At 45.9% G+C, this 15665-nt stretch carries 15 protein-coding genes; 11 read left to right on the top strand and 4 right to left on the bottom strand.

All coding sequences use genetic code 11. The features are described 5' to 3' along the window. Nucleotides 1-6 precede the first annotated feature (6 nt). The 4 genes from NC796_RS00950 (at nt 7) to NC796_RS00935 (ending at nt 5677) form a co-directional block, all read left to right on the top strand. Nucleotides 7-834 carry a hypothetical protein gene (locus tag NC796_RS00950; protein WP_310681281.1) on the top strand — a complete coding sequence of 276 codons (828 nt, stop codon included), beginning with the start codon at nt 7-9 and terminating at the stop codon, nt 832-834. A 128-nt stretch (nt 835-962) separates the two neighbouring features. Next, complete coding sequence (locus NC796_RS00945; RefSeq protein ID WP_310681279.1) at nt 963-2432, top strand: hypothetical protein; 1470 nt, start codon at nt 963-965, stop codon at nt 2430-2432. A 14-nt stretch (nt 2433-2446) separates the two neighbouring features. Next, entirely contained in the window at nt 2447-3916 is a 1470-nt protein-coding gene (locus NC796_RS00940; RefSeq protein WP_310681277.1) for a hypothetical protein, read from the top strand. A gap of 366 nt (nt 3917-4282) precedes the next feature. Continuing rightward, nucleotides 4283-5677, top strand: coding sequence for a hypothetical protein (locus tag NC796_RS00935; RefSeq protein ID WP_310681275.1), 1395 nt, complete (start codon nt 4283-4285; stop codon nt 5675-5677). 5 nt (nt 5678-5682) lie between these two features. Here NC796_RS00935 and NC796_RS00930 read toward each other — a convergent pair whose 3' ends face one another. From NC796_RS00930 to NC796_RS00920, 3 genes are all read right to left on the bottom strand, one after another. Then, nucleotides 5683-6024: a hypothetical protein gene (locus tag NC796_RS00930; protein ID WP_310681274.1), complete on the bottom strand. Its 342-nt coding sequence runs from the start codon at nt 6022-6024 to the stop codon at nt 5683-5685. 295 nt (nt 6025-6319) lie between these two features. Then, the gene (locus NC796_RS00925; RefSeq protein ID WP_310681272.1) at nt 6320-7039 is read right to left on the bottom strand and encodes a LytTR family DNA-binding domain-containing protein; all 720 of its coding nucleotides are present in this window, start codon (nt 7037-7039) and stop codon (nt 6320-6322) included. Then, nucleotides 7026-8066 carry a sensor histidine kinase gene (locus NC796_RS00920; RefSeq protein ID WP_310681270.1) on the bottom strand — a complete coding sequence of 347 codons (1041 nt, stop codon included), beginning with the start codon at nt 8064-8066 and terminating at the stop codon, nt 7026-7028. The genes NC796_RS00925 and NC796_RS00920 overlap by 14 nt, the downstream gene beginning before the upstream one ends. A 255-nt stretch (nt 8067-8321) precedes the next feature. On the opposite strand from NC796_RS00920, the gene NC796_RS00915 reads away from it, so the two are divergent. The 3 genes from NC796_RS00915 to moaC all read left to right on the top strand — a co-directional run bounded on the left by NC796_RS00915 (nt 8322) and on the right by moaC (nt 12240). Next, the gene (locus tag NC796_RS00915) at nt 8322-9605 is read left to right on the top strand and encodes a hypothetical protein (RefSeq protein WP_310681268.1); all 1284 of its coding nucleotides are present in this window, start codon (nt 8322-8324) and stop codon (nt 9603-9605) included. Between the two features lie 669 nt (nt 9606-10274). Then, nucleotides 10275-11594, top strand: coding sequence for a lamin tail domain-containing protein (locus NC796_RS00910; RefSeq protein ID WP_310681266.1), 1320 nt, complete (start codon nt 10275-10277; stop codon nt 11592-11594). A 148-nt stretch (nt 11595-11742) separates the two neighbouring features. Then, complete coding sequence (gene moaC, locus NC796_RS00905; RefSeq protein ID WP_310681265.1) at nt 11743-12240, top strand: cyclic pyranopterin monophosphate synthase MoaC; 498 nt, start codon at nt 11743-11745, stop codon at nt 12238-12240. 734 nt (nt 12241-12974) lie between these two features. Here moaC and NC796_RS26705 read toward each other — a convergent pair. Beyond that, entirely contained in the window at nt 12975-13130 is a 156-nt protein-coding gene (locus tag NC796_RS26705; protein ID WP_409070332.1) for a zinc ribbon domain-containing protein, read from the bottom strand. Nucleotides 13131-13334: 204 nt separating this feature from the next. Here NC796_RS26705 and NC796_RS00900 point away from each other — a divergent pair, with 204 nt between their 5' ends. The 4 genes from NC796_RS00900 (at nt 13335) to NC796_RS00885 (ending at nt 15651) form a co-directional block, all read left to right on the top strand. Further along, nucleotides 13335-13532, top strand: coding sequence for a hypothetical protein (locus NC796_RS00900; RefSeq protein ID WP_310681264.1), 198 nt, complete (start codon nt 13335-13337; stop codon nt 13530-13532). A gap of 38 nt (nt 13533-13570) precedes the next feature. Next, the gene (locus NC796_RS00895; protein WP_310681263.1) at nt 13571-13735 is read left to right on the top strand and encodes a DUF1328 domain-containing protein; all 165 of its coding nucleotides are present in this window, start codon (nt 13571-13573) and stop codon (nt 13733-13735) included. A gap of 25 nt (nt 13736-13760) precedes the next feature. Next, nucleotides 13761-14963 carry a phospholipase D-like domain-containing protein gene (locus tag NC796_RS00890; RefSeq protein ID WP_310681262.1) on the top strand — a complete coding sequence of 401 codons (1203 nt, stop codon included), beginning with the start codon at nt 13761-13763 and terminating at the stop codon, nt 14961-14963. A gap of 193 nt (nt 14964-15156) precedes the next feature. Then, the gene (locus NC796_RS00885; protein ID WP_310681261.1) at nt 15157-15651 is read left to right on the top strand and encodes a hypothetical protein; all 495 of its coding nucleotides are present in this window, start codon (nt 15157-15159) and stop codon (nt 15649-15651) included. The last annotated feature ends 14 nt before the right edge of the window (nt 15652-15665 follow it).

Here is a 15665-nt window from a genome sequence, read left to right as displayed (position 1 = left end):
AATAACATGAAGAATCCAGCTCTTTCTGTATTTGTGATACTACTGTTTATGTCAGCCTGTGCCGGTGAGGAGCAATCTGACGCTGAAGCCGATTCCGTGGTGGTTACCAAGGAACAACGTTTCGACTTTTTAACATGGAAGATTGAAGCGGCTAATGGCACGTGGCATTTCGAGATCGAACACGCCGATACCGGAGGAACATCCACCGGGTTCAACTCGGCGATCGACAGCGAAGGCAACGACTGGATTTCCAACAACTGCGTGGATAACCGCGAGTGGCGCGGCTGGCCCAACTTTGGCCCCGATGGCTTTGGCCATCCCTGCCGGGGCGGGGGCGGAACCTCCCAGTGGGTTGATGACAATGGCAATCCGATTGAGTTTGATGATCGCCTGGTGGGGGATCACCTGATTCTCGAATCATGGAACGACCATTACCGGGTACGCTATCACTTTTTCCCCGAGTACGGTGCCATAGAAGTGCTGGAGGCCAACCAACCATACGCCTTCCTGTTTGAAGGGCCGATTGCCGGCCAGATGAATATCGACCAGCAGCATTATGTGCTGGAAGACGGGGTGAAGTATGGATTGGAGGACGCCCGGGGCCTGGGATATCTGAACCCGGAATTTGGCAATGATTTCCCTTCCCCCTTCTTCTATTTTACCGATGAGGAAGCTGGCCAGATACTGTACGTGGGTGCCAAAGGGCACACCGAAGGTGGCGATGAAGGCTGGGCACAGCCGGATAACATGGTAATCTTTAGCTATGGCCGTGATGAGGATGAGCACGCCCTCACCGGTACCGACTTCGGGTTTCTGGATAAAGATGCTGGATAATCCTGTTTAAATCCTCTGCAAGAACATCATGCCGTTGACCGGTTGCGTGGCACGAAAGGTTTTGTATAAATGGAAAATTTATCGCTTTTGTGCACAATCCATACATCCGAAATATGTAAAGGTTAATTATGAATAACGAAAAAATACTTGTTTTTATAGTAGTCTTGGTTGGACTTATCCCGTTCAGGACTGAGCAGATATCTGCTCAAGATTCTAATTTAAGTAATAGTGACGCTATCCAGCCATATCACGAAAACCCTTGGTACTGGGAATATCATGGGGAGCCGATCCTTCTGCGCGGTGGCAGCGATGACGATAACCTGTTTCAGTGGACGGGCGATCGCCTGATCAACCACCTGGATTCCCTGGAGTCGGTTGGTGGTAACTACGTACGAAATACCATGTCGGACCGGGATGAGGGCAGCGTCTATGCTCCCAAAGAGATTGAAGACGGTATGTATGACCTGAACCAGTGGAATGAGGAGTATTGGGACAGGCTGGAATTCTTCCTGGAAGAAACGCAGAAGCGGGGAATCATTGTGCAGCTGACGCTGTGGGACTGGTTTGACCTTTCAGGCTTATCAGATCACCCGTACAACCCCGAAAACAACATCAACTGGCCGGAGGGCACGATCGAGGACCGTGAGGATTTTTATGGCGGCTCCATCTATGAGAACAAAAAAGCCGTGCTGGAGTATCAGCGCCGGTTTATCGATAAGCTACTGTCGATCACGCTGGATTACGATCATATCCTGTATAACATCAATAATGAAAGCACCATCGGGGCTGAATGGGAAAATTATTGGGCTAAATACCTGAACGATGCTGCCAGCTCACAGGACCGGAATATTCATATTACCAGCATGCAGTTACTACCTGGCAATTCGGTCCGGCATGTGATGACGAACAGGGATCTGTATTCCTTTGTTGAAGTCTCTCAAAATAATCAGAATGCCGCCGGCACCGTTGGGTACAAACATTATGAGAACCTGCTGCATTGGCGGAATATGATCAACGCTCAGCAAGAAGGGCCTATGCCGATGAATAATGTAAAAGTATATGGGGTGGGTGTAGGGGAAAATACGGCCGCCGGTACAGAACAGGAGGCGATAGAACGGTTTTGGAGAAATATATTTGCCGGTTCGGCTTCTGCAAGATTTCACAGGCCGGGAGGTGGACGGTGGGGGCTGGGTCTCACTGAAAAAGCGCAACGTACCATAACGGCCGCTTCGATGTTTTTGGATGAATTCGATGTGTTCAACGCAAAACCATATGAAGGCTGCGAGACGATTGGTAATTCCATTAGGGCCGATTATTGCCTGGCTAATGTGGGTAAAGAATATGCCGTGTACTTTCCCGATGGGAGATCTACGGTTGCGGTAGATCCGTGGGTCTATATGGAGGAGGTAACTGTTAAATGGCTAAATCTGACAAGTGGTGAATGGGAAAAAGAAGAGACTATTGCGTTAGACTGGAAAGAGGTGCCGTGGGTAGGGCCTGACAGGGTTCTGGTTATTTCCCCGGGTAGTGGGGTTGGAGGCCCTGAAGATGGTTACGGCAATGGAGACGCTTTCATAGGAATTATAGAAGCTAAATAACTAACAAATAAACTATGTATTTGAATATTTTGATTACGAAATGGCTGGTTGTACTCATTATTTTATTTCCTGTCGGAATTGATTCTTCTTCTGACTCAGCCTCTCCTCCTGGTAACAAAACAGAAAATGCAATTCAGTCTGCAACGCCCATACAGCCATATAGTGAAAACCCTTGGTACTGGGAATATCATGGGGAGCCGATCCTTCTGCGCGGTGGCAGCGATGACGATAACCTGTTCCAGTGGACGGGCGATAAGCTGACCAACCATCTCGATCTCCTGGTCTCTGTAGGTGGCAATTATGTTCGCAATACCATGTCCAACCGCGATGAGGGTAATGTTTCTGCCTTCCAGCGAAATAGTGATGATCTCTATGATTTGAATCAGTGGAACCCGGAGTACTGGGACCGGCTGAGGTTTTTCCTGGATGAGACGGCCAAGCGCGGGATTATTGTACAACTGACCTTATGGGATGTGTTTGATCTGGGAGGCCCAAACGATCCATGGACTGGGGAAAATAATGTGAATTATTCCAATGATTTAATAAGCGGTGATGATGATTTTCATAACACGGTCGAGACAGATAATACTGAGGGACTCAACTATCAAAAAAAGTACATTGACAAGCTGCTTTCCATCGCCCTGAGGTATGATCATGTGTTATACAACATCAATAACGAAAGCAGTGAGGGGTCGATGTGGGAAAACTATTGGGCCCGGCATATCAACCAGGCAGCCGCAGATAGGAACCGCGAAGCCTATGTGACGACCATGCAGTTTGACCCCACCAACTCTGTACGGGCTGCCATGACATACCGCGATATCTACAGTTATGTGGAGATCTCCCAGAACAACCAGGACTCACGAGGGGCACGAGGACAGGGGCACTGGGATAATATTATGAATTGGAGACAGAAACTGCTCTCCAACCCCATGCCGATGAACAACGTGAAAGTATATGGCGGTGGGGAGGGATCCAATTATTCAGCGGGAAGCGAAACAGAAGCGATCAACCGGTTTTGGCGTAATATTTTTGCCGGCACTGCATCAAGCCGCTTTCACCGTCCCGCCCTGCCGCGCGTGTGGGGTTCTGGTCTGAAAGAGCGCGTTCAGACCAACCTGAAGGCGATGGATATGCTGCTGGAGGAATTTGACATTTTTTCAGCCTCACCTCATAACGATCTTCTGAGGCACAGAGTGGCAGCGGCCCGGAGCGCGGTTGAAGCCTATGTTACGGCCGATATTGGCAATGAGTATGCCGTCTATTTCCCACGTGGACGTTTCATGATCGATCTTGACCCGTGGGAGTATGTCGAAAAAGCCAGGGTGCGCTGGTTGCATATTGAAGAGCTATCCTGGTCGGAACCGGAAATTGTAGAGGTACAATGGGAAGGCGACCGGTCAAACTGGGGGCACCGTGGTACAATCACCTTAAAAACACCTGGCAACGAGGCGTACGTTGCTTTAATTGAAGTAGTGGAATAGAGTAGGATGTATCGCTGATGAGGCCGGGCTTGAAGTACCACAAACATATTCAAGAGAGCCGGAAAGAGTATTTTCGGTTGTACCAAATATTAAAGTCTCCGGTCGTTAGGGGAGACCTGTTGTGGAGGGGGAATGGCCAAGGTCATGTTCACTGGGAATTCCACCGGTGGAATCAGAAGAGCGACCGGATTTGGTCATATTTGTTAAAAAGATGAAGCGTTAACGTCTCATTCTAAATATAGAAGATGCCCTTAACTCTTGAGTTGCTCCAATCCATTGGTTGGGATTGAAGGCTTACAGTTAGGGCATCGAGGCGTTTAATTGCTAATAATTGATAATAATTCTGTTAAACAAAAATCAGATATCATGATATCAACAAACGCAGTTTCATTAACGAAGTTTATAACTATAACATGCGCTGTTTTCCTGCTTTGCCATGCTGGTGACCTTTATTCTCAGCAACTTGCTTTCCCCACTGCAGAAGGATACGGGAAATATACGGAAGGGGGGCGTGGCGGAGATGTATATGAAGTAACCAACCTGAATGATTCCGGGAAAGGTAGCCTTCGTGCAGCCGTTAAGGCGGAGGGACCGAGAACAGTTGTATTCAGAGTTTCGGGAACCATCGAGTTGGAATCGGACCTGAGTATCGAAAATCCGTTCATTACCATTGCCGGGCAGACGGCTCCCGGGGATGGGATTACGATTAAAGGTTCTCTCGGCATTGGCGCCGATGACGTCATTATTCGTTATATCCGGATAAGATACGACGGCGAAGGCGGTCAAGGGGGTGCCGGCGATGCGGTTGGGGGAAGGTACAACGAGAACATCATTCTGGATCACGTGTCGGCAAGCTGGGGCAAAGATGAGGTGCTCTCTTTCTATCACAACAGCAACGTAACAGTTCAGTATTCCATCATTTCGGAGGCCATTGGCGACGGGGAGGGGCATAAATTCGGCGCTATCTGGGGAGACAACTACAGTACGTACCATCATAACTTGATCGCACATAATGAGAGTCGTAATCCCCGATTCGCCTCGGGGTCCGGGCACGTCGATTTCCGGAATAACGTGATCTACAACTGGGGATATAACAGCGTGTATGGTGGAGAAGCACAACAGCCGGGAAATTCTGAATTCGATTTCTCCACGATTAATATCGTAGCCAACTATTATAAGCCCGGTCCTGCAACACTGAGCGGAGTCAGAGACCGTATTGCGGAACCTTCATCGCGTGGAAGCGGGGACGAAGGAAGTTGGTATGTTGCCGAGAATTTTGTGGTTAACGCTTCCGACGTTACAGCCGATAATTGGCTGGGCGTGGACGGCGATGAGTTCTTACGGCTTGATGAACCTTGGCCGGCGATGGCTATCGACGAGCAAACCGCCGAAGAGGCCTACCAATCTGTTCTTGAGCAGGCAGGAGTCGTAGTGCCCAAACGCGATGCCGTAGACACGCGGATTATTGACGAAGTCCGCAACGGCTATGCCACGTATGAAGGTGACGCATACGAACAGGAGCATTCCGTGATTGATCCGTCACAGAAAACCGGTATTATTGACTCACAGGAAGAGGTCGGCGGCTGGCCGGAACTGGAGAGTGCCCCTGCTCCAACCGACAGCGACCATGACGGGATACCTGATGAGTGGGAAAAGGAAAATGGTCTGGATCCCGATGACGCTTCTGATAGAAATAATGTTGCTGACGATGGGTACACCATGCTCGAAAAATACTTGGACAGCCTTGTCAATTCTGATTAAATGGATTAATAATTGCCCTTTGCAACCTCTCTACAAACATTTATCGCTCCTGTCAGGCCGGAATACTTCCACTTGGAGCGTGAGATGATATTCACATGCATTTCATTGGAGTTGGTTGCGTTGGTTGAATACTGAAGCGTCCCGTGACCGCCGAGGCTGATTCCATTTAGATGCCGAATTGTCCAGTCGTGTTGAAAATACTGGGGAGTCACGACGATGTAGTACATATCATTGTATTCAACGACCATCGCATGTGTGTTATTCCCTTGACATCGATGCTCGACCTCGTATTCTTGTGCTAGCAGGACCGATGGAAGTAGGGTGAATAAAAGTAGCAACCATTTCATATTCATAGGGTTTAACCCGGCGTTTGCTTCTAAAGCATTATACCCTTTTATGAATATAAATGCTTGTAAAAACACGGGTTACACCACTGAACTGCTTTCATAAATAATCCGGATTGATGTTATGCAGTTGTTTGCAGTATGGATTTTCCGATCTGTGTATCAGTAAGTTACTTCCGGCTTTGATTACGCATTAAAATGCAAAGGTAACAGATAGAGGAGGTTCCTTTAGCTAGCTATATCAAGTTTAGATCTTTGGTATTTTAGTACACATCAATGTAGAGCGTTGACGATTACATTAGCTACAATCCTTAATTTTGGCGATGAAATCATCCTTGTAACTGCGTCCGATGGGGATGACGTCATCTCCCAGGTACACGCGGTTACCCACTATTCGAGTAATCTGTGCTATGTTAAGGATGTATGATTTGTGTACTCGTGCAAAGTTGTGCTCAGGTAGAATCTCCTCCCAGTATTTCAGGGACTGGCGAAACATGAGTTTCCGTTCATCCATGAAGAGGCGTACGTAGTCACGGTCTGACTCGATATACCTGATCTCCTGGTAATCAATTTTGTAGATGACATTATCCGCCTTTTCAAAGGTAAATGACTTGGTTCCGGCGTTCTCTTGCGTGATCTCTTCCGGTTCTTCTACCTGTTGGCCTCCCGTTTTTAGGGAGGAAACCGCTTTCAGAAACCGTTCAAATGAAATAGGTTTTAGCAGATAATCAGCTACGTTTAACTCAAAGCCCTCCAAGGCATATTCGGAGTAGGCGGTGGTAATGATGACTTCGGGAGGGTCATTGAGCGACTTCAAAAAGTTGAGACCCGATATTTTTGGGAGGTTGATATCCAAAAAGATAAGATCCACAGATTTCGACTGCAGCATCTCCATCGCGTCCAGTGGATTCGCATGAACAGCCGCCAGCTCAAGATATGGCACATCCCCGATATACTTTTTCAGTACGCCCTGGGCCGGTTTTTCGTCCTCAAGTATGAGACACTTAATCGTTTGCATGGGTCAACTTAATTCGCATGTGAACAATGAACAGCTCCTCGTCCCTGTTTATCTGCAGTGAGTGCCGATCCGGGTACAACAGGGCAAGTCGTTTCCTGACATTGGGCAGCCCGATACCCGACTCCCCCTCCAGTTTCTCCTGGTCGGTCTGAGACCAGTTGTTGACGGCGGTGAAATTCAGCCAATCTCCCTCTAGGTTGATATTGATAATAATCAGGATATCATCTGTTTGTGTTTGATGGCTGTGTTTAAAACTGTTTTCAATGAAGGAGATCAGCAGCAGCGGGGCAATACGTTTCCCCTCAACCGGTCCGGCAACGTTGAACATAACTCGTCCGCGCCCTTCATGTCGAACTTTTTCCAGCTCGATGAAATTTTCGATATACTCAATCTCCTTTTCCAGCGGGACAAACTGTTCATTAGCTTCATACAGCATGTAGCGCATTACATCGGAGAGTTTGAGCACCATCTCCGGCACTTTCTCAGATTTTTCCATAGTGTAGTAGTAAATACTGTTCAGGTGGTTGAACAGCACATGGGGATTAATCTGGGATTTCAGAAACTTCAGCTCGCTTTCAACCCGCTCTTTTTCCAGGGCATTCATTCTCTGTTTCTGTGTTTGATAATCCCATACCAGTTTAAAGCTCCCGAAAAAAATGGTCAGGATCCCCATCTGGGCAAATGAGTTGCGCACACCAGACCATGCCCAGCTCAGATCACTGTCACCCTGGAACAGGAACTCCATCATTGTATCATCTACATAGCTGAACAGCGCGAGTGTAGCCAAAACGATGGCCAGGTACAGATAGGGGCGGCCTTTAGAGAGGTAGCGGGGGATCAACCCAAAATTATTGATACCCACGACCAACATGTAGTAGCAGACCATGGCCATCTTGTCAAAATCTAGTTCAAAATCTTCGAAACTCATTTCCAGCTCGACCGGCGCTATCATGTAGAGTACCCACAAGAAGATGAAAATACTGATTTCGCTAAAAGCGATATCCCTGATTCTTTTTTTGATCTGCATACTTTATCGTTGATTTTCTGGTCCCACATGAGAGGGTAAATAATACTTTAATTTGCGGTAAATCGACAAAAGAAAGGATGAACAACAGCTTTCCTGGTATGAACTGCATACACCTATCTACAAACGTTCCTTTTGGTTAAATAAGCTTTTTATAGCACTTCCTCACTCGTTGGTCGAATATTTTCTGCCCCCTCGTTATTCCTCATTTACTTGTGGCTTCCAACAAGATACGACTATAAATGTCAGGTCATATAAATGAAACGGATTTTAGTAAATAACAAGCTACTGCAGAAGGTTACGCAATTAACCAGCATATTGGTATTTGTTGGTTGCATAAGCCCCTTGACGGCGCAAGATGGTGTTTCCAAGAAGAAATATGAGATGCTGAATGTATACTTGGATTGCTCAGACTGTTACGAGGATTACCTTCGGTCCGAAATTAATTTCGTTAACTTTGTTCGGAATCCCAGTGATGCCAGTATCCATCTTTTAATTACGGATGCCGGGACAGCAAGCGGGGGAGAAGAGTACACCTTGAAATTCATTGGGAAAGACAGCCTGCAAGCTCAAACGGATACACTGTTTTACACGTCAGCCAAATCAGATAGCGACAATGAAGAACGGGCGGGGCTGTTGCGCTACGTCAATCTGGGGCTGTTCCCCTACCTGAAAAACAGCTCACTGATCAATCATTTTGATCTCAGTTTTAGTCCGCCGGACAACGAGTCTCAGCAAAAAAATCACGATAAATGGAATAACTGGGTGTTTGAAACTGATGTGGAAGTTGATTATGACGCCGAGGAGCGCGAGCAGTCCTATGATATTGCCTGGGACTTAGATGCCACACGGGTCACACCCAAATGGAAAATAGACCTTCAGTTGGATTACGATATAGAGAAAGAAAAATTCAAGTTTGACGATAAGCGGGATATTATCAGTACTTCGACCAGTAAGTCATTTACGGGATTTGCGGCGAAAAGCCTAGGTGAACACTGGTCGGCGGGGCTGACCTCCCGGGTGGCCTCTTCATCTTACAACAACATTAAGCTTGAGGCCGGAGCAAGTCCTACGCTGGAGTATAATATTTTTCCATACCGGGAATACAGCAGGCGTGAGCTGCGCATTCAATACCGGGTTACACCATCCTTCCAGCAGTACCGCGACACGACAATTTTCAATAAAAAGAAGGAACGGCTCTTGGAGCAGGAGCTGGAAGCCCTGTTTGAAATAACCGAAACATGGGGCTCGATTGATGCTTCACTACAGGGAAGTCATTACATGCATGACGTTAGCAAAAATCGCCTGGAGTTTGAAAGTTCGGTCGAGTTTAGGGTGTACCGGGGTCTCTCGGTAGATTTTGGGTTTGAGTACTCCCTTATCAACGACCAGTTATCACTTTCCAAACAGGATTTGACGGAGGAAGAAATTATCTTACGGCAGAGAGCCCTGGCAACAGACTATTCAATGAGCGCAACAATTGGGGTTAGCTATACATTTGGTTCAATCTACAACAATATTGTGAATCCGAGAATGGACTAGTTACTAGCTGAGCGATTGATGTTTTGCAAGGGACATTGATCTCACGCTGGCGCCGAGAAGATGGCCAATGCCATCAGCCATGCAAAAGTCAAGAGTTCTTGGCCTCCCTCCCGATAAAAGTGGTTACCTTGCCGTTTATAATTCGATACCAGTTTATCTGTATTTAAAAACCTTAAAAAACTGATATTTTACCGGATTAACCTCATCTTAGGTCATATAAACCCATAGAAATCCGAAAAAATGTCAACAACCTAGAAAAACTGGTGAAAAGGATATGAACGGGTATGCTCAAAGGGCCGGAATGGGGCCAACGCTCAATTTTATCTGATCTTGTAATACTTCTCATCTGTTTGAATGGGATAATTTAGCAAAATTAAACGGAGTTGTCTGGATTCAATGACCAATTAAATGGAGGTATATGTAATTAATCGTGATTATTATGTCATATTTTGGATGTTACTGAACCGTGGCTTAAGTTGATCGAGCCTTTCTTGTTTAAACCTAAAAAATGCCTCTAGATTGCAGTCACTGCTATCCTATTGCTACCACTGCCTCAACAAATTCACCAGGAGCAAGTAACACTTCCCAGTTATAGCTTTTGATTGGGGAAAACCATTATTTACAGGCATACCTACTTACAACTGGTTGTAGTGGTCCACAGGTTAAACAATGAGATCAAGAGTCTACATAAATCCACTTATACTGGCCATAATATCGTTTTTATGGATACCTGGAGTAAGTGCTGCTCAACCTCTCAAGATATTCCATATTGATGTAGAGCAGGGGGATGCCACACTGTTTGTTTCCCCAAATAATAAAACACTGCTCGTGGACAGCGGGAAAAACGGGCATGGGGCCAGGATTAATTCCATTCTACAAGAACTGCAGATAGACACTATCGATGTGTTTGTGAATACGCACTATCACGAAGACCACTATGGAGGAGTTGATGAGCTGGTACGAGATTTTAACATTCACATCAGGCGGACATATGACCGGGGAGACAAAGATTTTATCAGCGATTCCAAACGAAACCAGGCAAGTTTTCAGGATTACTATGAGTTCGTTGGGCACAGGGCAACTCATCTCACGCGGGGTATGTCTATCCCCTTTGATGAGGAAATTGATGTAACCTGCATAGCTTCCGGTGGCGTGGTTCTGGGAGAGGTTGATCCGGTTCCCGCAGTTTATGAAAACGACATGAGCCTGGCCCTGCTCCTGCAGTTCCGGGAGTTCAAGTATTTTATCGCTGGAGACATCGGGGTGACAACAGAAGATAAAATTGCACACCGTGATATTGTAACTAGTGTGGACGTCTACCAGGCGAATCATCACGGTTCTCACACCAGTTCCTCCTGGCTGTTGCTGGAGGATCTACGCCCGACAGTGGTGGTCATTTCAAATGGGAATCATGCTGGCTATATGCATCCGAGGGCCACAACTCTTAATAAATTTAAAATGCTGGATCCACAACCGGCGGTGTTCCAGACAAACAAGTATTACCAAGGCAGATTGGGGGCGAATACGGCCGATGAGTTTATTGCAGATCTCGAATCTGTGGACCAAGATGGGACCATAGAAGTTGCCGTTGATAACGAAACTACAATAATAACAGTACGATACCGTGATCAAGAGATGCATTTTCCTGTTAAGAGGGCTGGGGAGAAAAGTCCCCTCAAAATCGAGAGCCTTTTGCCAAATCCTATAGGCCCAGACAGGCAGCTTGAGCTGGTGACAATCAAAAATACCAGTGATGACACAATACCGCTTTCGGGATGGTTTCTACGAGATCGGAGTGGAAAAGTATGGACATTGTCACTTGAACAGCATATTGAACCTCATTCAACACTGAAGTTTATTAGAAACGGGATGGCGATGAGTCTCAATAATGACGGAGATGAAATTATTTTGATCAATCCTTCCAATGAAGTTGTTGATCGCTTCCAATACAGTGGCTCAACGGAGGGAGAAATCATTTTTGCCAATTGAAATGAACGACTCCCACCCGTTAACGTTACTTGAATCAATGATTGAGAAACAGACTCTTTTATCCTTTTGCATCCCATTTTAGAAATGGTAATTTGGCGTTTACTTCATAAAATATTGCTAACGGAAGCTTCAAAAACATTGTGTAGACATGGGTAATCAGAACGACAAAGCATCAAAAAGCGAACTATCGCATATCTCAGAAAGTGGTGATGCCGAAATGGTGGACGTTTCGGGTAAGCAGGTCACATCACGCAAAGCAACTGCTTCCGGAAAAGTGGTGCTGCCCCGGGCAGTGTTTGATGAAATTACAACCAACGACTTGGTTAGCAAAAAAGGGAGTATTGTGCAAACGGCGGTAATCGCGGGTATTCAGGCTGCTAAGAAAACTTCTGAGCTGATCCCATTGTGCCATCAACTCCCAATTTCAAAAATTGATATCGATATTAAGCCGGTAGAACCCGAACTCCATATCCGGTGTACGGTGAAATGCAGTGCACAAACCGGGGTTGAGATGGAAGCCCTAACCGGCGTCTCTACAGCGGCACTCACGATCTATGACATGTGCAAAGCGATGTCACACGATATCAGGATCACTGATATCCAGCTCGAGCATAAATCAGGAGGCAAAACAGATTTTAGCAGATAGATGATCTACAGGCTTTGATAGCTTAACGTGAGTTCGATATAAGGATCACAAAAATTATAGCTGTCATCGCGAGGAGGCGTCTTTGATAGTAGTGGACTTTCATTTTGCAGTCGACGCGGCGGTCTCCCCGTCCATTTTCTGTTCACCCGCCGGGAGATTGCCTCCCGCAAGTTTTCGGGATCCCGATGGTCACTTAATCCTCTTCGCAATGACAGGTTCTGTCTCGAACTGACGCTAAATATTTTTGCATTTCAGAGGATATGCTCAATTAATTGAGACGGTCGTCTCATAGGCACTGAGATAGTCGTCTCAAGGTCTGTGAGACGATGGTCTCGGTAAGTATGAGACGATGGTCTCACTACATATGAGATAGTCGTCTTGGTAAGCACGAGAATCTATAAAAAGAAGATTTTCACCAAGACTTATTGAAAACCCCTCGTGAGGAGGCCCGGCTTAACCTGAGTTCAATATATGGATATCGCGATGAGGCTTTGGTGTACGTGTTTGGCTCAACGATGCGGTCGGGCGGCGATCTCCTTATCCGTTTTTTGCATAGGAAATTGCCGCTGGATTTCGCTGAATTCCTTACAATGACAGTTTTTTATCTCGAACTGACGTTAGCTTAAGAATTTGTGAGAAGAGGAAATACAGCAGAACTTTCAGCTGAATATCCCGATGAACGTACGAAGCGCGCATCTCTTTCCGAGATGACAGAGTATTGACCAGGACACGATCTACAACACCCACCATAGAATCAAGAGAATTATCATCACCCACGCCACTATCTGTACACTGAGAGGCTGACTCGGGAATTCATATCCACAAATGGGACAGACCTCGGCGTCGGCATCCACGTCCATTGCACATCCGGGACATTCTTTCTTATCCATGACTTTTAAGGTCTTGATCTAATAGCTGGGACATTCAAAGCTTTTAAAACCCACTCAAACTTAGAAATATTTTTTGTTGGAATAGTGGTTAAGTCTATTAAAGTCATATATTTATTAAGTGATATTTTATTCTGGAACAGAGAGACAGGGAACAAAACAACCACCATCATATTACAAAAAACAAATAATAAGAAAGGCAATACAATGAAAAAAGTAACTGGATCTGTATTAACAATTGGTGGTTTGGCTGCTTTAATCTATACCGGCATAAACTATATCAATAACTCAGAGAGCTTCGGTTTCCTCGGAATGGATGTGGTTGTGAGTCAGGGTAACATTACACCCGTCATCATATCTGCGGTTGTAATGCTTCTGGGTGTCGTATTGTTACAATCGAAGTAATTCGTTTTATAATTCAAGTCTATCTTTGGAGGTGCCTTATGTTACGATGGAGCATTACTTTTTTTATCATTGCAATTATAGCCGCTATTCTTGGGTTTGGAGGTATCGCGGGAACAGCAGCAGGAATTGCTGAAATCTTGTTCTACGTTTTTATTGTGCTGTTTTTGATTTCACTTATCTTTGGTAGAAGAGCAAGCATTTGAGTTGATCTGAATTCTGTTGTGAAATATGAGGAAAGCAGGCGGAACCGCAGAAGATCGGTCTTTTGCAATCGGCAAATTACAGGCATACCAACAGGTACTGGAAAGCTCACTGGGCATCCCGTTTTCCAACCAGAATGCCATTGAGGTACTGAAAAACGGGGATGAGATTTTCCCCGCCATGCTGAAGGCGATTGACGAGGCGGAGCACACGATTGATTTTCTCACGTTTGTCTACTGGAGCGGTGATATCGCCGTTCGTTTTGCGGAAGCGCTATCCCGGAAGGCGCGCGAAGGGATTGAGGTACGGGTAATACTGGATAGCTTTGGGGCCGCTTTTATGCCGGATGAACTGTACCAAAAAATGGATCAAAGTGGTGTCCAAATCGAATGGTTCCGGCCTTTTACACAGTGGAAAATATGGAAAACCGACAACCGAACACATCGAAAAGTCCTTATCTGTGACAACAAAATCGGCTTTACGGGGGGCGTGGGTATAGCAGAAGAGTGGGAAGGAGATGCCCGAAACCCGGATGAATGGCGGGAAACACATTTCAGGATAGAAGGGGAAGCGGTATTCGGGTTGCACGCCGCATTTATGGAAAACTGGATTGAAACAGGGCGCCCCCTGCTGGTCGACAGGGATTGGAATTCGTGGAAAACAGATGCATCCTCGGAAGGAGCCGCCGTCCAGGTGGTTCGAACCTCGGCCTCGGTGCGATGGAGTGACATTGTGATGCTGTATCACACCCTGATTTCAATGGCTCGCGAACGTATTCAGATCACCACAGCATATTTCAATCCCCATAAGGTGATTGTGGACCTCCTGAAGAAAAAGGCCCGCGAAGGAGTGAAGGTCGATATAATGATGCCGGGCAGGCATATCGACAAACGGGTGGCCAAAATTGCAGGCGAAGACAGCTTCCAGCCACTGCTGGACGCGGGGGTAACCCTTTGGTATTACCAGAAAACAATGCTGCATTCCAAGATTATATGCATTGATGATGCAGTGAGCTGTATCGGTTCAGCCAATTTTAATCACCGTTCGATGCTCAAAGATGATGAAATAAATCTTGTAGTTATCGACCCTAAACTGTCTGAAATGCTAAACAAGCATTTTAGGATGGATCTGGGGGATTGTGATAAAGTTGAGGAATCGCTCTGGAAAAGAAGAAGCTTGTTCCGGAGAAGCCTGGAAACCGTTACAAATCTATTTAAACAGCAAATTTAGTTTTCTATTGGGAACAAGTTGCGATTTTATGTATTTAAATAATATGGACCCAGATAACGCAACGGTTATCATCTGCAAGAAAAATAACAGGTTGCCAATTATCCGTTTGAAGATTAATTGTCATTATCTGTTATTATAACCTTGAAGAGTCAAGGATGGCTAAACTCTAATACAAACCTCCTGAACCATGTATGTGCTCGACTACAAAAGGCAAGTTGCCCTGATTAACGAGATGGTCCAGCTCCGCAAAGACGATGATAAATGGGAAGCATACTATCATCATCCTTCAACAAATGAAATGTGGAAAAGCTTCTTCCCCAAGGCCAACGGGAAAAAGCGCGGGCCAAAAGTGATGAGAGTGGAACCGGTACCCCATGAACTGGCCGAACGACTCGATATGTGCCTGAAGAGTGATAACGTCGATAATGCTACAGGTTTATCCCTGGAACTCTCGGTGAATCCGGGAAAATGGGATCATATACTGGAAATTATTGAACAAAATTACCGTGAATATGACCGCGGACAGCTCAAAGTATTTCTGAATCACCTGGGTATTTTTGAGTATGAACAATTGTTCGATGACCTGGGATATGAACTGGAACAGTTTGACCTGGACAAAGAAAAGTTGAAAAAGCTGATCTGGCGAGCTCGTAAAATTAAATTTAAAAAGGCGATTATATTCTGGTAATTGTTACTATCTCG

The sequence above is a fragment of the Aliifodinibius sp. S!AR15-10 genome (genome assembly GCF_031569985.1).
GTDB lineage: Bacteria > Bacteroidota > Rhodothermia > Balneolales > Balneolaceae > JAMQKA01.
The sequence above is the reverse complement of the archived record's forward strand: the minus strand, read 5'-3'. Positions and strand labels throughout refer to the sequence as shown.